General features: G+C 68.3%; 20 protein-coding genes. 6 read left to right on the forward strand and 14 right to left on the reverse strand.

The window, feature by feature from the left end:
• Positions 1 to 22 precede the first annotated feature (22 nt).
• On the reverse strand, positions 23 to 349 hold the full coding sequence (cutA, locus tag ABZV91_RS29840) for a divalent-cation tolerance protein CutA (RefSeq protein WP_355248860.1): 327 nt from the start codon (positions 347 to 349) through the stop codon (positions 23 to 25).
• Positions 350 to 578: 229 nt separating this feature from the next.
• On the opposite strand from cutA, the gene ABZV91_RS29845 reads away from it, so the two are divergent.
• Positions 579 to 1145: a Uma2 family endonuclease gene (locus ABZV91_RS29845; protein ID WP_355248863.1), complete on the forward strand. Its 567-nt coding sequence runs from the start codon at positions 579 to 581 to the stop codon at positions 1143 to 1145.
• Positions 1146 to 1160: 15 nt separating this feature from the next.
• Here ABZV91_RS29845 and ABZV91_RS29850 read toward each other — a convergent pair whose 3' ends face one another.
• Complete coding sequence (locus tag ABZV91_RS29850; protein WP_355248866.1) at positions 1161 to 1814, reverse strand: hypothetical protein; 654 nt, start codon at positions 1812 to 1814, stop codon at positions 1161 to 1163.
• 111 nt (positions 1815 to 1925) lie between these two features.
• Here ABZV91_RS29850 and ABZV91_RS29855 point away from each other — a divergent pair, with 111 nt between their 5' ends.
• A complete protein-coding gene (locus ABZV91_RS29855) occupies positions 1926 to 2360 on the forward strand; it encodes a hypothetical protein (RefSeq protein WP_355248869.1) in 435 nt (144 codons plus the stop codon).
• Between the two features lie 3 nt (positions 2361 to 2363).
• On the opposite strand, the gene ABZV91_RS29860 is transcribed toward ABZV91_RS29855, so the two are convergent.
• Complete coding sequence (locus tag ABZV91_RS29860; protein ID WP_355248872.1) at positions 2364 to 2795, reverse strand: VOC family protein; 432 nt, start codon at positions 2793 to 2795, stop codon at positions 2364 to 2366.
• A 90-nt stretch (positions 2796 to 2885) separates the two neighbouring features.
• Here ABZV91_RS29860 and ABZV91_RS29865 point away from each other — a divergent pair, with 90 nt between their 5' ends.
• Positions 2886 to 3560: a TetR/AcrR family transcriptional regulator gene (locus tag ABZV91_RS29865; RefSeq protein WP_355248874.1), complete on the forward strand. Its 675-nt coding sequence runs from the start codon at positions 2886 to 2888 to the stop codon at positions 3558 to 3560.
• A 42-nt stretch (positions 3561 to 3602) separates the two neighbouring features.
• Positions 3603 to 3803 carry a hypothetical protein gene (locus ABZV91_RS29870; RefSeq protein ID WP_355248876.1) on the forward strand — a complete coding sequence of 67 codons (201 nt, stop codon included), beginning with the start codon at positions 3603 to 3605 and terminating at the stop codon, positions 3801 to 3803.
• Between the two features lie 111 nt (positions 3804 to 3914).
• On the opposite strand, the gene ABZV91_RS29875 is transcribed toward ABZV91_RS29870, so the two are convergent.
• The 3 genes from ABZV91_RS29875 to ABZV91_RS29885 form a co-directional block, all read right to left on the reverse strand.
• Entirely contained in the window at positions 3915 to 4541 is a 627-nt protein-coding gene (locus tag ABZV91_RS29875) for a DJ-1/PfpI family protein (RefSeq protein ID WP_355248879.1), read from the reverse strand.
• Positions 4542 to 4546: 5 nt separating this feature from the next.
• Positions 4547 to 5530 carry a GlxA family transcriptional regulator gene (locus ABZV91_RS29880; protein WP_355248882.1) on the reverse strand — a complete coding sequence of 328 codons (984 nt, stop codon included), beginning with the start codon at positions 5528 to 5530 and terminating at the stop codon, positions 4547 to 4549.
• 518 nt (positions 5531 to 6048) lie between these two features.
• The gene (locus tag ABZV91_RS29885; protein ID WP_355248885.1) at positions 6049 to 6483 is read right to left on the reverse strand and encodes a helix-turn-helix domain-containing protein; all 435 of its coding nucleotides are present in this window, start codon (positions 6481 to 6483) and stop codon (positions 6049 to 6051) included.
• 71 nt (positions 6484 to 6554) lie between these two features.
• On the opposite strand from ABZV91_RS29885, the gene ABZV91_RS29890 reads away from it, so the two are divergent.
• Complete coding sequence (locus ABZV91_RS29890; protein WP_355248888.1) at positions 6555 to 7382, forward strand: SDR family NAD(P)-dependent oxidoreductase; 828 nt, start codon at positions 6555 to 6557, stop codon at positions 7380 to 7382.
• 295 nt (positions 7383 to 7677) lie between these two features.
• Here the strand turns inward: ABZV91_RS29890 and ABZV91_RS29895 are convergent, their stop codons facing one another.
• The 5 genes from ABZV91_RS29895 to ABZV91_RS29915 form a co-directional block, all read right to left on the reverse strand.
• Positions 7678 to 8838 carry an acyl-CoA dehydrogenase gene (locus ABZV91_RS29895; protein ID WP_355248891.1) on the reverse strand — a complete coding sequence of 387 codons (1161 nt, stop codon included), beginning with the start codon at positions 8836 to 8838 and terminating at the stop codon, positions 7678 to 7680.
• A 116-nt stretch (positions 8839 to 8954) separates the two neighbouring features.
• Positions 8955 to 9659 carry a TetR family transcriptional regulator gene (locus ABZV91_RS29900; protein WP_355248894.1) on the reverse strand — a complete coding sequence of 235 codons (705 nt, stop codon included), beginning with the start codon at positions 9657 to 9659 and terminating at the stop codon, positions 8955 to 8957.
• Between the two features lie 34 nt (positions 9660 to 9693).
• The gene (locus ABZV91_RS29905; protein ID WP_355248897.1) at positions 9694 to 10974 is read right to left on the reverse strand and encodes a hypothetical protein; all 1281 of its coding nucleotides are present in this window, start codon (positions 10972 to 10974) and stop codon (positions 9694 to 9696) included.
• Positions 10975 to 11050: 76 nt separating this feature from the next.
• Positions 11051 to 11578 (reverse strand): 5-(carboxyamino)imidazole ribonucleotide mutase, encoded by a 528-nt coding sequence (purE, locus tag ABZV91_RS29910; protein WP_355248900.1) that lies wholly within the window; start codon positions 11576 to 11578, stop codon positions 11051 to 11053.
• A complete protein-coding gene (locus tag ABZV91_RS29915) occupies positions 11571 to 12743 on the reverse strand; it encodes a 5-(carboxyamino)imidazole ribonucleotide synthase (protein WP_355248914.1) in 1173 nt (390 codons plus the stop codon). Before ABZV91_RS29915 ends, purE begins: the two co-directional genes overlap by 8 nt.
• Positions 12744 to 12830: 87 nt before the next feature.
• On the opposite strand from ABZV91_RS29915, the gene ABZV91_RS29920 reads away from it, so the two are divergent.
• Entirely contained in the window at positions 12831 to 13382 is a 552-nt protein-coding gene (locus tag ABZV91_RS29920; RefSeq protein WP_355248902.1) for a GtrA family protein, read from the forward strand.
• An 18-nt stretch (positions 13383 to 13400) separates the two neighbouring features.
• On the opposite strand, the gene ABZV91_RS29925 is transcribed toward ABZV91_RS29920, so the two are convergent.
• The 3 genes from ABZV91_RS29925 to ABZV91_RS29935 form a co-directional block, all read right to left on the reverse strand.
• Positions 13401 to 14711: a HAMP domain-containing sensor histidine kinase gene (locus tag ABZV91_RS29925; protein ID WP_355248905.1), complete on the reverse strand. Its 1311-nt coding sequence runs from the start codon at positions 14709 to 14711 to the stop codon at positions 13401 to 13403.
• A gap of 1 nt (position 14712) precedes the next feature.
• Positions 14713 to 15390, reverse strand: coding sequence for a response regulator transcription factor (locus tag ABZV91_RS29930; RefSeq protein WP_355248908.1), 678 nt, complete (start codon positions 15388 to 15390; stop codon positions 14713 to 14715).
• A gap of 71 nt (positions 15391 to 15461) precedes the next feature.
• Positions 15462 to 15974 carry a PH domain-containing protein gene (locus ABZV91_RS29935; RefSeq protein ID WP_355248911.1) on the reverse strand — a complete coding sequence of 171 codons (513 nt, stop codon included), beginning with the start codon at positions 15972 to 15974 and terminating at the stop codon, positions 15462 to 15464.
• Positions 15975 to 16196 lie beyond the last annotated feature (222 nt).

Below are 16196 nucleotides of genomic sequence, written 5' to 3' on the forward strand. Positions count from 1 at the left end.
CCGGACGCGGTGGCGCCGGTGTTCAGCTCGCGGTCTCGTCCAGGATCCACCGACCGTAGGCGGGGTTCACTGCGGCCACCGGAACCGCGACGACCTGGGGGACCTCGTCGGGGTGCTCGGCGTTGGCGCGTTCGACGATCGCGGGCACCAGCGAGGCCCGGGTGTGCAGCACGACAACGGCCTCGGCGGCGTCCTCCACCGCGCCCTCCCACCGGTAGATCGATCGCACGTCCGGGAAGATGTTCCCGCACGCCGCCAACCGATCCGTGACGAGCCGGTGGGTGAACTCCGCCAGCCACTCTTCGTCGGGTCCGCTGATGGTCACGTCCACAAGATCGGTATCGCTCACGGCGTACATGATCCACGAGGACGGCGCGATCCACCGAAGCGACCCGCGACCGGCCGGACCCGGGATCCGCGCCCCCGCTGCCCCCGGCCGTCGCCACGCTCGGCCACCGCGGTGGTGGGCGGCGTTTTCGCTGCTCGTGACACCGGGACGAGCAGCTCGTGACGCGGCATCCGAAGTAGAATCCGGTGAGCGGGATCGGACCCGCCCGACAGTGTCCGGGAGGAGCGTCATGACCACCGAGACGGTAGCCCCCGCATGGATGCACGAGCAGATAACCTCCGAGGAGTACGACTCCTGGAGCGAGGAGCAGTGTGCGGGGATCGAGATCGTGGACGGGATGGTCGCCGTGAGTCCGAGCGCGTCCAAGCGGCACAACCGCCTGGCCCGGATCCTGGCGAACGCACTGGACGCCGCGGCCGGGCCCGATTGGAACGCCGATACCGATTTCGATGTCCGGCTCCAGGACGTACCCCTCAACAATCGACGCCCTGATGTGGTGGTGTACCGCGCGGACACAATCGATATCACGCCGACCCGCCCCGAGCATGTGCTCCTGGTGGCCGAAGTTGTCTCGCCCGGCTCCGAGACCACCGACCGCATAGTGAAGGTGGAGCAGTACGCCCGGGCCGGTATCGCGTTCTACTGGCGGATCGAACAGGCCGCCACCGGAATCCCGCTGGTCTACACCTACATCCTCGATCCGGCGACCGGGTCCTATCGATCCGGCGAGATGTTCACCGGAGTCGTCGAAGCCGCTGCTCCGTTCCCCGTGAAGATCGATCTCGGCCGGATCTGACCGCGTCTCGGAAAATCAGAAGCCGAAGACACGTCCCACGTGGTCCGCCGTTTCCTGCTCCGTCATCGATCCATCGACCTCGAGCACGGGCAACCCGAGCCGCGCCGCTTCCGCGCGCACATGGTCGGTGAACATTTCGTCGCGCCGCAGCAGATTGCGCTGCGCGCGGGCGGGGTCGCCGGTCCGGCGCGGGATCTCCCAGCCGCGGCCGGCGAAGACCTTGCGGCGGAACAGGGGTGACGGTAGCAGCCAGATCGCCCGGGCGGGTTCGGCAAGCAGCGGCGCGACCAGGCGAGGGAGCAAGCGGAACCCTTCGGCAACAGTGCGTTCGCGGATATCCAGCAGGTCGTCGACGATCGCACCGAAACCTTCGCCCCGGAACCAGTGGAACGTCTCGAACATCGTCTCCGGAGTCCGGTGCACCCAGCGCTCGTCCATGCTCATGGTCCGGAACTCCGCCAGATACGGCATGTCACCGGGCGTGCCGCGGGCCGCGTGATCGGCCATGGCGTCATCGGTCGGGTACACCCGCAGACCGTGCCGCGCGGCGACAGCGGTCGTGACGGCCGACTTACCGGCTCCACTCCCCCCACCGATCCAATAGACGTGCCGCAGTCGTGACCGGAGCCCGGCCGGGTCGTTCAACTGCTGACGCGCACCGGATGTCATCCGACCCATTGTGCGCCCATCCGGCAACACCCGCGGGCCGAACCACACCGCATGCCACAGTCAGCTTGTTCTGCCTGCGATTGCCGGATCGAGCCCTGGATCCACCTCGGAATGCTCGCCACCTCGACCAATCCCGGCCGGTTCCGCTGTCCGGAAACCCTGTACTGCCTACACGGGACGACCGTGCTGGACGGCAGAGTGGCCGAACACTGGCGCAATGTCCCAGGTGAATGCCCCTGGGCGGGGATGAAGGTCACCGAGTACGCCGTCTGCCCGCTCGGCCACCGGCCCTGGATCAGCTCACGTCAACTGCGCGGCGCCGTCCACCGCGACAGCGCCGGTGCGATCACCACCATCGGCTGCCCCGGGCTGTGCCCCGTCCGCAATGTCACCGTCGTGGACGGCCTCGTCAGCGAACACTTGCGCGACAGTCACACCGTGTGCCTGTGGTCCGGCACGCGGATCGTATCCAGAAACTTTCCCCCACCCCTGCTCTTCCGACGAACCGGTTCTACCGAGCCGCGCCCGGGCGGCGACGGGGACTGAGCGTCATACCACCGCGGATCCGGCGGCGAACTGTCCGCCGTATTCGCCGGTGGGCGGTATCTCGGTGATGATATCGATCAGCACGCCGCTGGGATCCGCGATGATGAAATGCCGCTGCCCGAAATCCTCCGAGCGGATATCGAGTTCGGCCCGCAACCCACCGCGCACGACCAGCCGCTCCCATTCGGCGTCGACATCGTCGACCTCGAAGTTCAGCAGTAGGCCCTGGACCGGTTTGCGGTAGCCCGCGGGGACGGTGGGGTGGGTGGGGTCGAGCAGCGCGAGCTCGTGGTGCCGCTCGCCTTCGGTCCGCCGCAGGCTGACGTACCAGTCCGCCGCGAAGGTGATCTCGAAGCCGAACCAGCGGGTGTAGAAATCGCGCGTCTGCGCGATCCGCGGGGTGCCGATGACCGGGTAGAAGCTGCCGAGTGCCATACCTGCCTCTTTCGCGCCGAATTTCGCATACCGACGGTATGCGAACTAGGCTAGGTCGCATACCATCGGTATGTCAATGGAAGGTTCGTCATGGCCGGATCGCTGCGCACCCAGCAACGGGAACAGACCCGCGCCGCTCTGCTGCACCACAGCCGGGCGCTCTTCGCCACCAAAGGTTATGCCGCTGTAGGCCTTTCGGAGATCGTCGCCGCAGCGGGCGTCACCAAGGGTGCGCTCTACCACAACTTCGACAGCAAACTCACCCTGTTCCGCGCAGTCCTGGAAGATGTGCAATCCGAGGTCGGCGCCCGCGTCGCCGCCGCCGCCGACAGCGAATCGGACCTCTGGACCCAGCTCGTCACCGGCTGCGAAACCTTCCTGACCACCTGCACCACCCCCGAGATCCAGCGCATCATGCTCATCGACGGCCCCGCGGTCCTCGGCTGGCAGGAGTGGCGCGCCATGGACGAATCCGCCTCCGCCCGCCACCTCGAAGAAGCTCTCACCGCTCTGATCACCGCGGGCGTCCTCCCGCCCCAGCCCATACCCCCGCTCGCCCACCTGCTGTCCGGCGCCATGAACGAAGCCGCCCTCTGGCTCGCCACCTCCCCCGGCTCCGACGCCTTGCCGGATACCCTGGCCTCACTGCGCGGGGTCCTCGAGGCCCTCCGCACCGGCCCCTCGAGTCGGGCGATGCCGATATCGGTTCACAGGCACACCGGTTACGGCGGCCGTAGCCTCGGCCCACCCGGACGCAGCTCGTGACGGTGGCCCGCAATGCGCCGAGCGGTGTCGATAGTTGGGGGAATGCAGATCATTCTGGCCTGCCACACCGATGTACAGGAGGAGAAAACCTGGAAGAAGCAACAGCGCGATTATCGGTGCCCGTCGCATGATCAGCAGGGCAACATCTTCTTCAATCCACCTCCGGAATTTCCGCCCCCTCGAGAAGACCGGGCCATCGGCCGGATATCGGCGTATGAGCGTAACGGGAGGGCAACTCCCTGATCGCCGCGCCTTCCCCAGAGCGGAAGACGCGACGACAGACCTCGAACTTCTGGGTGATGGGCCCGCACCGGACATACCCGGTTCTCCCGTTTCCGCCTGTCGCGGCTCGGCTCAGATGAGGGCCAGAGCGGCCGCGCGCAACGCTTCGGTCGCGGTGGCGGCGGAGCCCGAATCGTACGGTGGTTGTGGGTCGTATTCGATGGCGAGTTGTACCGCGCGAGCGGTGTCGTCGCCGGCGGTGCGGCCGAGGAGGGACAGCGCCATATCGATTCCGGCGGACACTCCGGCGGCGGTGGCGATGCGATGTTCGGCGTTGACCGTGACGCGCTCGTCGGATGGAACGGCGCCGAACGACCGCAGCAGGTCCCGCCAGCCCCAGTGGCAGGAGGCCGGTAGCCCCTCGAGGAGCCCCGCGGCCCCGAGGATCAGGGAGCCGGAGCAGACCGACGTGGTCCAGGCGGTGTGCTCGTGGACGGTCCGGAGCCAGTCGAGGAGGAGAGGGTCCCCCAGCGCCTGCGCGGTCCCGTTGCCCCCGGGGACGAGCACGATATCGGGTTGCGTGACCTCGTCGTAGGTTGCCGTGACGACAAGGGACAGGGAACCGCGGTCGTCGAGCACCGGCCCTTCGGTGGCCGCCACGAAGGAGACCTGCCATCCCGGCGCGAAAGCCAGAACCGTATAGGGGCCGACTATGTCGAGAGCTGTGTAGGTCGGGTAGATCGGAATGGCAACGTGCATTTTCCTCAGTGACTTTCGTGCGGGGGGTTGTGGGCAGGGGTGTGGAACATGCGGCGATAGGTGCCGGGTGAGACAGACCAGCGTCGGCGGAAGACCCGGTACAAGCTCTCGGGCGATCCGATACCGGAAGCGCGGGCAATCCATTCGTGCGTTGCATCCGTGGTTTCGAGGAGGCGCCGGGCGGCATCGGCCCTGCTGCGTTCGACGTACCGTCCGGGTGCGATACCGAGTTGAGCGGTGAAGACACGGGTGAAGTGGCGCGGACTCATCCCGATCCGCTCGGCGAGCGCGGCGACACCGAGATCGGCGGCCGGGTTGGCATCGATGTAGACCTGTAGCTCGCGCAGCGCCTCCGACGCGGGTGGTCTCGCGCGCAGCGCCGTGCTGAACTGGCTCTGCCCGCCTGGCCGCTGGAGGTAGACGACCAGTCCGCTGGCGACCACGCGGGCGACATCGTGACCGTAGTCGGCAGCGACCAGCGCGAGTGCGAGATCGATTCCGGCGGTGACACCGGCGGATGTCCAGATATTGCCGTCGCGTATGTAGATCGCATCCGGCTCGACCTCGATATCGGGGTGGGCCCGGGCGAGTCGATCGGTGGCGAGCCAGTGGGTCGTCGCCCGCCGGCGCGTGAGCAGCCCGGCCGCGGCGAGTACGAAGGCGCCGGTGCACACGGAGGCCACCCGGTCCGCACGGGTGGCCAGTGCCACGATCGCGTCGACCACCGCCTGATCGACCGGGTCCTCGAGCAAGGCGGTGCCGCCGGCGACGACCACGGTGTCGATGCGGCCGGGCGGCAGCTCGTCGGGCGTCACCGCGTAGAGCGCCACACCGTTACCGGCCCGGACCCTCCCGCTGTGCACCCCGACGATCTCTACCCCGTAAGCCTGCCGCCCGAGTACCTGGTTGGCCACATCGAAGACATCGGCCGGACCGGCGAGGTCCAGCAGCTGGAATCCGTCGTATGCGACGGCGGCGATGCGCTTCACATAGATGATTCTTTCTTCTCGCGCCGATGGCGTCCACGACACATCTATGTCAGATCAGGACATCCGGCAGGCCCATGTCGCACCCGAGCGCGATCACGACAGCCCCACGGCCGTCGCCGGCACCGAAGGGGAAGGGAGTACTCAACGGCCGGAGCGCGACACCCTGACCTGCCTACGCCGGTTCCTCGAAGCCCTCCGCACCGCACCGGCCCCCAGCGTGGGCAGACTCCACAAAAGAATTCGCAGTAGCGGCCCGGACCGGGTCGGGTGATGCTCGTCACCGAGCCCGGTCGGCTCGAACCGCGGCACGTCCGTACGGCCGGGCAACGGGTACTCCCCGGTCGGACCGTCGTCCGCCCCGCGGCTGTCGGGACTGCGAATCCCCTCGGCGAGCCGGGGGTCCAGGCGCTCGAACCGATCGACGACCGCGCGGGACTTATCGGCGTGGTCTCCAAGGGCCCATGATACAGATCCGGTCACGGCCGGGCGTCCGCGAGTCGGGCCGGGACGGGCCCCGATCACTCTTTTCCGGCTGCGCCGGCCGTGCGTGCGTCGGTACGGTCCGAGCGCGCGGCGGGGATATCGCCGGCATGGTCCACGGCCCAATCGGCCAGCGCCGACAGCGGAACCAGCAGTGTTTCCCCGAGCGGGGTGAGCCCGTATTCCACCGCCGGTGGGACCGTCGGGTACACCACGCGATCGACGAGCCCGTCGTCCTCGAGCGCACGCAGAGTCCGGGTCAGCATGCGCTGACTGATGCCCTCGATCGAACGGTGCAGTTCGTTGTAGCGGTAGCGGCGCGCGGCCAGCAGCGCGATCACCAGCAGGCTCCATCTGTCGCCGATACGGCTCATCAGCCCCGACACCGGGCAGAGCTCGTGCTCCGCGCGCGGCACCGGCGTGGGAAGCGCGGCGGCGGCGATGGAGGGCACATCCGTGTGTGTATCGGACATTGAAGTGCCTTCTTTCGCTTCCGGTGGCCGCTGCCGAGGATGAGTACAGCAGTCGGGTCCACGGAGGTGTGATGTCCAGAACCATTCTTATCAGCGGCGGCACGGACGGCATGGGTCGCGCGATCGCCCTCGAACGCCTCGCCCGCGGCGACCGGGTCGTCGCGATCGGCAGCAACCCGGCCAAGGGCAGAGAACTCACGGCCGCGGCCGGGGCGGACGCGGACCGCCTCCACTTCGTCCGCGCCGACCTGAGTTCGGTGACGGAGGTGGAACGTGTGGTCGCCGAGATCGGCGCCGCCTACGACTCCCTGGACGCACTTCTGCTCTTCGCGAACCGCACGGCACCGAAACGCGTCCGGACCGCCGAGGGTTTCGAGCAGACCTTCGCGCTGTACTACCTCAGCCGGTATCTGCTCTCGCACAGGCTGGTTCCCCTGCTGGCACGCGCGGCCCGACCGGTGATCGTCAATATCGCCGGTGTCGGTGTGCAGAAGGGCGCTGTCCGCTGGGACGACCCCCACTTCTCCCGCGGCTACAGCGTGGTCGGCGCCCAGTTACAGGCCGGGCGGGCCAACGACCTACTCGGTGTCTCATTCGCCGAAGAGCACGGCGACAAGATCAAAGTCGTCCTCTACCACCCCGGCTTCACCAGAAGCGGCGACCTCTCCCCGCTCGGTGTTCTCACCAGGACCGCGATCCGCGCCCTGGCCGCGGTGGCGGCACGCCCCGTGCGCGAATCGGTGCGCCCGCTCCACGATTTCATCGACAATCCACCCGCGGCACCACTCACCGCCGTGGACCGCGGCCGCACCCTGGATCTCTCCCTTCCCTCACTCGATCCCGGCAACGCCCGCCGCCTCGCCCGGCTCACCACCGAACTCCTGGCCGCGCGAGCCTGAACCGGCGGGGCGAGGTCGAGTACCGAAAGCGAGCGGAGGGGATGCACGCGCTTCGCCACTTCTACGCCTCGACGCTGCTGTCTCGCGGGGGTGTCGGTGAAGGAGCTCGCTGGCTACCTCGGGCATGCCGAGCCGGGTTCACCCTGCGCACCTACACGCACCTGGTGTCGTCCAGTCATGAGCGGGCGCGACGGGCCATCGATGACGTTGTTCGGACGACCTGCACCGTCCGACGGCCTGGTGACGGCCTGAGAGTGATTCCCAGGCCGCCGGCCGGGCAGCGTGATCCGGGGAATTACCCCTTGAGCAGGGCGCGGGACATGACCACCCGCTGGATCTGGTTGGTGCCCTCGTAGATCTGGGTGATCTTGGCGTCGCGCATCATCCGTTCCACCGGGAAATCGGTGGTGTAGCCGGCCCCACCGAACAGCTGGACAGCGTTCGTGGTGACCTCCATCGCCACATCGGAGGCGAAGCATTTGGCGGCGGCGGAGATGAAGCCGAGGTTCGGTTCGCCGCGCTCGGCGCGGGCGGCGGAGGTGTAGACCATCAGCCGGGCGGCTTCGATCTTCATCGCCATATCGGCCAGCATGAACTGGGTGTTCTGGAAGTCGGCGATGGACTTGCCGAACTGTTTGCGGTCCTTGGTGTAGGCCAGTGCGGCGTCCAGGGCGCCCTGGGCCAGGCCGACGGCCTGCGCGCCGATGGTGGGGCGGGTGTGGTCCAGGGTCTGCAGGGCGGTTTTGAAGCCGGTACCGGGTTCGCCGATGATGCGGTCGCCGGGGACCTTGCAGTTCTCGAAGTACAGTTCGGCGGTCGGGGAACCCTTGATACCGAGCTTGTGCTCGAGCGGACCCACCACGAAACCTTCGTCGGCCTTGTGCACCAGGAACGCGGAGATGCCGTTGGCGCCCTTGTCGGGGTCGGTGACGGCCATGACGGTGTACCAGGACGATTTGCCGCCGTTGGTGATCCAGCACTTGGATCCGTTGAGGACCCAGTCGTCGCCCTCCTGGCGGGCACGGGTGCGCATACTGCCCGCGTCCGAGCCCGCTTCCCGCTCGGACAGCGCGTAGGAGGCCATTTCACCGGCGACGATATCGGCGAGCACCTTCTGTTTGAGTTCCTCGGAGCCGTTGAGGATCATGCCCATGGTGCCGAGCTTGTTCACGGCCGGGATCAGCGAGGAGGAGCCGCAGACGCGGGCGACCTCTTCGATGACGATGCAGGTGGCCACGGAATCGGCGCCTTGGCCGCCGTAGGCCTCGGGGACGTGGACGGCGTTGAAACCGGCGGCGTTGAGCGCGGTGAGGGCTTCCTCGGGGAACCGGGCGTGCTCGTCGACGTCCTTGGCGTGCGGGGCGATCTCCTTCTCGCACAGGGCGCGGATGGCCGAACGCAGCTCATCGTGGAAGTCCGCCAGCTTGAACAGATCGAAATCCGGGTTTCCCGCCATTCGGTTCACTCCTGTTGCGTACGGGTGGTGCCAATAATAGGCACTCAGTGTCAAGTCCTCGGCCCAGTATACCGCGCGCTCGCCCGGGTTCGTGCGCCGCGTTCTGGCACTCAGTGTCAGTCGGCGGGCGCTTCTGCCAAACTACCCAGCCGCTGCCGCAGCAATTCGGCGACATGCCGTACAGGCAGGTCCCGGCGGAACACGGCGAGCACCAGCTCGTCCTCACCGCCCGGGCGGCGGCCACCCCGGGGGATCTCGCTCAGCGCGGTCCGCAGATCACCCGGGCCCGCCGCCGATTCACCGCGGATCATCCGGCGCAGCAGATAGTTGTGGGTGGCGGTCACCGCGGCCGCGAACTGGACGCGCGGCAGGTCGGGGGAATCGGGCAACCGCTCACGCAGATAATCGGTGAACAAACGCTCGTAGCGGAAGACGGTCACGATCTCCCGGTCGCGCAGGGCCGGAACGCGGCGCACCACGCGATACCGCCGCTCGGCGATATCGCGCCAGCGGGTGAATCGTTCGAACACCCCGACCGCCGCCTCGCAGACCGCGTCCCACGGGTCGAGCTGCGTCTGCTGGAGGTACTCCTGCGCGGCGGCCAGCTGGGCCTCGTGGTCGGCGAAGATCACATCTTCCTTGGACCGGAACTGCCGGAAGAACGTACGCCGCGATATCCCGGCGGCCTCGGCGATCTCGTCCACCGAGGTCGCCTCATAACCCTGATCCGCGAACAAGCGCAAGGCCTCGTCCACGACACCGAGCCGGAAACGGACGAGCTCGGCGCCGCCGACTCGGCGGGCGGTTTCCTCGTTGTCCATGGCGCCACCGTAGCGAGCGGCGCGGGCGGTGCCCTCAGAGCCGTCCGTCGAGCGCGATACGGAGATCCGCCCCGCTGAACAGCAGGTCCGTCTCACGACGCGGCCGCGATTCGGTCTCGACCGGCCGCGTCCGCGGTGCGCGCAGGTACAGCTGGTGCAGGAAGACCTCCACCGCGAGGGTCGCCAGCTGCTTACCCGGGCAGATGTGCGCGCCGAACCCGAAGGTCAGCGGCAGCTTGCCGCCCCGCCCCAGACTCGCGCAGTCCGGGAAAGCCGCGGGATCGCGGTTGGCCGCCGCGAACATGACCAGCACCGGCCCCGCGGGCAATTCGGTCCCACCGGCGAGCACGACCGGGCGTTCGATCCGCCGCTTCCAGGCCACCAGCCCGGGATCGAGTTGGAGCACTTTGGCCGCGACGTCACTCGCGGTCCCCGGTTCGGCCAGCAACCGCCACCATTCCCGGTCCGGATCGTGTAGCAGGCGCTGGAGCCCCTGCTGAATACTGCCGCTCACCGTATGCACCCCGGCGGCCAGCGAATTCGCCACCGCCGAAACCGCCACCCGGCGCCGGATCCCTGCATCGCGCAGGCGGGTCGCGAAACCGACCGTGCCGCTGCGCAGGCCGTGGTCGACGGTGCGACCGCTGACGGTGAACAACTGTCCCAGCGCCCCCACCGCGGCGGCCAGTTCCCGGCCCCGCATCGACCGACCCAGCAGCCCCGACTGGGCGCCGCTCCACACCGCCATCCGCGGCCAGATCTCGGGCGGCAGACCCACCGCGGAACCGGTCACCCGGGTAGCGTAGGCGATGGACAGTGCGGTCACGTCGAGCGTCGAGCCGGTGGGCGCGACCGCGGCGAGGGCGGCCTCGAAATGTTCGATCATCGCCGCCTGCTGCCGCGGCCGATCCCCGGCCCGGATCGTGAAATGACCGGCCGGCCCCGCCATGGTGTTCCACACCCGCTCGTGCAGGTGCTCGTCGGCCAGATCGGCGGTCGCTTTCGCGGGCAGCGGGATCAGATGCCGGAACAGATGCGGTAGCGCGCGCGGAGTCGCGGCAATGCGCGGATATCCGACCAACGGCTCCAATGAGTTCGCCCGGGATATCTCCGGTTTCCCGGCGGCGAGGACCTCGCGGACGTCGTCGTATTTCCAGATCATCCGCAGGCCCGACCGGTGCGCGTAGGAGCGCTGCGGCCATTCGTGCAACCGGCGGTAGCGCTCGTCGCGCTCGGCGAAGAACATTTCGTTCGCGGTCACCTCGGCGAACGGGAACTCCACCATCGGAACCGCCTGACTGTCGACCCTGTACACCGCCCAAGATCGTAGGCCGACCGGATGAACGGGCCTTCCCGGGAACGGCGGGACAGCGGCCGTTCCCGGAAGCGGATCAGCCCAACAGCCGCGCGCGCAGCGCCTCGTCCTTCTCCAGCACCATCGTTTCGAGACCGGCCTGGAACTGTTCCATCCGGCCCCGCAACGCGGAATCGTGGGCGCCGAGAATCCGGGCGGCCAGCAGACCGGCGTTCCGGGCGCCGCCGATCGACACGGTGGCCACCGGCACACCGGCGGGCATCTGCACGATCGAGAGCAGCGAATCCATCCCGTCGAGGTACTTCAACGGGACCGGCACACCGATCACCGGCAGCGGAGTCGCCGAGGCGACCATGCCCGGTAGATGCGCGGCGCCCCCGGCGCCCGCGATGAGCACCCGCAGCCCCCGGCCGGCGGCGTCGCGGGCGTAGTCGAGCATCCGCTGCGGGGTCCGGTGCGCGGACACCACACCGACCTCGAACCGGATGCCGAACTCGGCCAGCGCCTCGGCGGCGGCCTCCATCGTGGGCCAGTCGGAATCGCTGCCCATGATCAACCCGACCGCCGGGGAGCCCGGAACACTGCCTTCCACCACGTCACTCATGCGGGTCCCATCCGTCGGTCCATACCGCGTGCGACATCCAGTGCGCCGCGCGCTCGGCTCGTTCCCGTACCACCGCGACATCGTCGCCGAGCACGTTCACATGCCCGATCTTGCGATCCGGGCGTTCGCCCTTGCCGTACAGGTGCACCTTGGCGTCCGGCATCCGGGCGAACAGATGGTGCAGGCGTTCGTCCATGGACATGGCCGGCGCCTCGGGCGCTCCGAGAATATTCGCCATCACCGTCACCGGCGCGAGCGGGCGGGTGTCGCCGAGCGGATAGTCGAGTACCGCGCGCAGATGCTGTTCGAACTGGCCGGTGCGGGCCCCGTCCATCCCCCAGTGCCCGGAGTTGTGCGGGCGCATGGCCAGCTCGTTGATCAGCAATTTGCCGTCGGTGGTCTCGAACAGTTCGACCGCCATCGCGCCGACCACCCCGAGATCCGCGGCCAGCCGCAGCGCCAGCTCCTCGGCCTCGGCGGCCAGCTCCTCGTCGAGATCGGGCGCCGGGGCGATCACCACGGCGCACTGACCGCGGCGTTGCACGGTCTCCACCACCGGCCAGGTCGCGGCCTGACCGTACGGCGAGCGCGCCACCATGGCCGACAGCTCCCGTTTCAGCGGCACCCGCACCTCGGCCAGCAGTTGCACCCCCGCGCCGAGCTGTTCGGCGGTGATCTTCGCCGCCGCGTCGGCGTCCTCGGGCATCCACACACCGCGCCCGTCGTAACCGCCACGGATCGCCTTGAGCACGATCGGCCAGCCGTGTTCTTCGCCGAAGCCCACCGCCGCGGCCTCGGACTCGACCACGGTGAAGGCGGGGACCGGCAACCCGCGTGCGGACAGTTCGGTGCGCATGGCCAGTTTGTCCTGGGCGAAGCGCAGCGCCTGCGGCGGCGGGAGCACGTTAACCCCCTCCGCGACCAGCGCCTCGAGGTGCTCGGTGGGCACATGCTCGTGATCGAAGGTGAGCGCGTGCGCGCCCGTCGCGGCACGGCGCAACGCGCCGAGGTCGGAATGGCTGCCGAGCACCACATCGGGGCTCACCTGGGCCGCCGGGTCATCCGGCCGTTCGGCGAGCACCCGGAGCCGCTGCCCCAGCTCGATGGCCGCCTGATGCGTCATCCGCGCCAGCTGGCCGCCGCCGATCATGGCGACGGTCGGCATCGCGGCAGGGTCGAAACTACGTGCGTTCACGTCGGTCAATACTGTCACGTCCTGCGCGAACGGCAGCTGGCGGTATGCTCCGGACTTGTGTCATTCGTCGACGACGTGGTCAGCGTCCTGCCGCAATCTCTTCAGGAGATCGCCTACCGCCAGCGCGAGCTCATCAAGTTCGCCATTGTCGGGGCGACCACGTTCGTTATCGACAGCGGTATCTTCTACATCCTGAAGTGGACGGTTCTGGAGGAGAAGCCGATCACCGCGAAGATCATCTCGGGTGTCATCGCGGTCATCGCCTCCTACATCCTGAACCGGGAATGGTCGTTCAAGAACCGCGGCGGCCGGGAACGCCATCACGAGGCACTGCTGTTCTTCGTGGTCAGCGGGGTGGGCGTGGTGCTGAGCATGGCGCCGCTGTACCTCTCCCGCTATGTCTTCCAGCTGCACCAGCCCACGGTCAGCTTCATGGTGGAGAACATCGCCGACTTCATCAGCGCCTACATCATCGGCAATCTGTTGCAGATGGCGTTCCGCTACTGGGCGATGCGGCGCTGGGTCTTCCCCGACGAGGTGGACCAGATGCTCGAACAGCTCGAGGAGTACGTGGAAGAGGAGCACGACCGGCGCACCCTCGGCCGCTGAGTCCGGCGCCGCGACCGATCAGCGCGGCTCCCCCACCACCCGGTTCTCCACCCGCGTGGCCAGCGGTTTGCCGAGGAACACCGCGAACAGCGCGGGCCGCCGCCGTTGTAGTTCCAACCGACCGCCGTCGGCCTCTATCAGAGCCCGCGCCAGCGCCAGGCCCACGCCCGTGGACCCCGCCCCGGAGAAACCCCGGTCGAAGATATGCGGCGCCAGCTCGTCGCTGACCCCCTCACCTTCGTCGGCGACCTGGACACAAACCAGTGGTTCGCGATCCTGCCCCGGCCGCACGGTGCGCACCGAGACCGTGCAGGTGCCGCCGCCGTGCATCAGCGCGTTGTCGACCAGCACCGTCACCGCTTCCCGCAGCCGGGACCCGGAGATGGGCGCGCGCAGCGATTCGTCACCGGTCAGGTACAGGGTGCGGCCGGCCTCCCGGAACGGATGCGTCCACTCGGTGACGATGCCGCGCAGTTCGTCCATCACCGGTACGGGATCGCGGTCGGTGGCGTCCTCGTCGCGCGAGGCCCGGACGAGATCGTCGATGGCCTCGGTCAGCCGGTCGACCTGGGCCATGGCCTCCTCGGCCTCGTGCACCACCGCCGGATCGGTGTGCGCGGACAATTCGTCCAGCCGCAACCGGACCGCGGTCAACCGGCTACGCAGCTGATGGGACACATCGGCGACCAGCGCGTGCTCGCGTTGCAGCCGTCCCGCGATCTCGACGGTCGCCGAATCGAGCACATCGGAGACCCGGTCCAGTTCGGCGATTCCGTGACGGCGCGGATCCGGGCGGAAATCACCCATGGCGAGCCGAGCGGCCCGGGCGGCCACATCACGGATGGGATCGGCGACACGGCGCGCGGTGACGATGGCGACCGTGATCGCCGCGCCCAGCGAGATCGCCACGGCCAGCGCCACCCCGGCCACCGCCTGTCGCTGGCGGGCCTCCATGGGCGTCGCGGGCACCTCGAGTCGCAGTGATACATCGGTACCCATCGACAGCGACTCCACCAGCGGATCGGTCACCGTCACGGCCCCGACCTCGACCTTCACCGCCGTATCCTCGGGCGCCGGGTACACGACGGTGAGCCGCCCGCCCTCGGGCACCAGCGGCTGCACCGTGTGCAGGTCCAAGCCGCCGCTGATCACCCCGCTCCCGTGTTCCTGACCGATGACCTCCGCGGAGATCAATTCCAGCCGGCTGCGCAGATCGTTGCGGGTGATGTCCTCCACCCACAGCCACGCCGTGTAGGTGAGCGGCACCCCGAGCACCACGGTCGTCAGCATCAGCACGGTCAGCATCGACCGGAGAATCCGCCGCCGCACGTCAGTCGGTATTCAAGCGGAAACCGACACCGCGCACGGTGACGATCCGCCGTTCGGCCATCGGGCCCTCGTCGCCGATCTTGCGACGTAACCAGGACATGTGCATATCCAGGGTCTTGGATCCGCGCAGTTCGGCATCACCCCAGACCTCACGCAGGATCGTCTCCCGGGGCACCACCTGGCCGGCCCGATCGATCAGCACCTTGAGCAGCTCGTACTCCTTGTTCGCCAAACCGATTTCCACCCCGTTGACCAGTACCCGCCGTGCCGCCGGCTCCAGCCGGATCCCGCCCACCTCCACGGTGTCGTCGCCGATCCCGCTGCGCCGCAGCAGGGCGCGGACCCGGGCCAGCAGTTCGGCCAGCCGGAAGGGTTTCCCCACGTAGTCGTCGGCGCCCGCGTCCAGCCCGACCACGAAATCGACTTCGTCGGTGCGGGCGGTCAGCATCAGCACCGCCATCTCGGCGCCGCGGGCCCGCACCTGCCGGCACACCTCCAGCCCGTCCATTCCCGGCAACCCGAGATCGAGGATCAGCAGATCATGGTGTCCTTCCAGTGCCCGGTCCAACACCGCGGGACCGAAGCTCTCCACGGTCACCGAATATCCCTCGCGGCCCAGCGCCCGCGAGAGCGGCGCCGCGATGGCCTCGTCGTCTTCGCCCAGCAATACGGCGGTCATGCGACAAGATTACGGTCCACCGGCCCGCCACCGGCCTCCTCACGCCCGGGCAGCGCCCCGCGGCGCCCGGATCAGAAGCCGCCGTAGCGGGGCGCCGCCTCGAAAACCTGGTGATAGAGCAGCGCGTGCACCCGTTCCACATTCGGGATATCGCTGTATTCCAGCGGTTCTTCGGACGACGACCCGATGATCAGTTCGCCGGTCCCGAACATCCGGTCGACCAGCCCGTGCCGGAATTGGACACTCGAGATCCGGCTCATCGGTATATCGATACCGGTGTGGGTCATCACGCCTTCGCGGGCCAGCACCCGGCGATCGGTGACGATGAAATGGGTGGATTTCCAGGTCACGATCGGCCCGATACTGCGCCACGCCAGCAGCAGCAACCACACGGCCAGAATTACGAGCAGCAGAATCGACCGCCAGGACTCGTCGGCGGTACGCCACACCAGCCCGCCCAGGAAGCCCGCCACCGCGGTCACCGCGATCAGCGTGACGATGGGCCAGAACAGCATCTTCCAATGCGGATGGGTGTGCAGGATCAACTCTTCGTCGGGCGCCAGCGCATCCTCCGGATAACCCATGTGCGCACGATACCCCCAAAAACGCCCGAAACCCCCGATCCAGACCAGGTACGGAAAGCAATCACCCCGGCCAACCCATGCTAAGAAGCCCACTCGCCGACCAAACCTCGAATGCCAACGCAACCCCATGCGTCGAGTTCTGCGAGACACCTCCAAGGGTTGAGGCCCGTCTCGCCGTTTCGGCCTCGAAGCGCATGCGCCGCAGGCGCGAGTCTCGAGGCC

It is taken from the genome of Nocardia sp. NPDC004568 (genome assembly GCF_040609955.1).
Lineage (GTDB): Bacteria > Actinomycetota > Actinomycetes > Mycobacteriales > Mycobacteriaceae > Nocardia.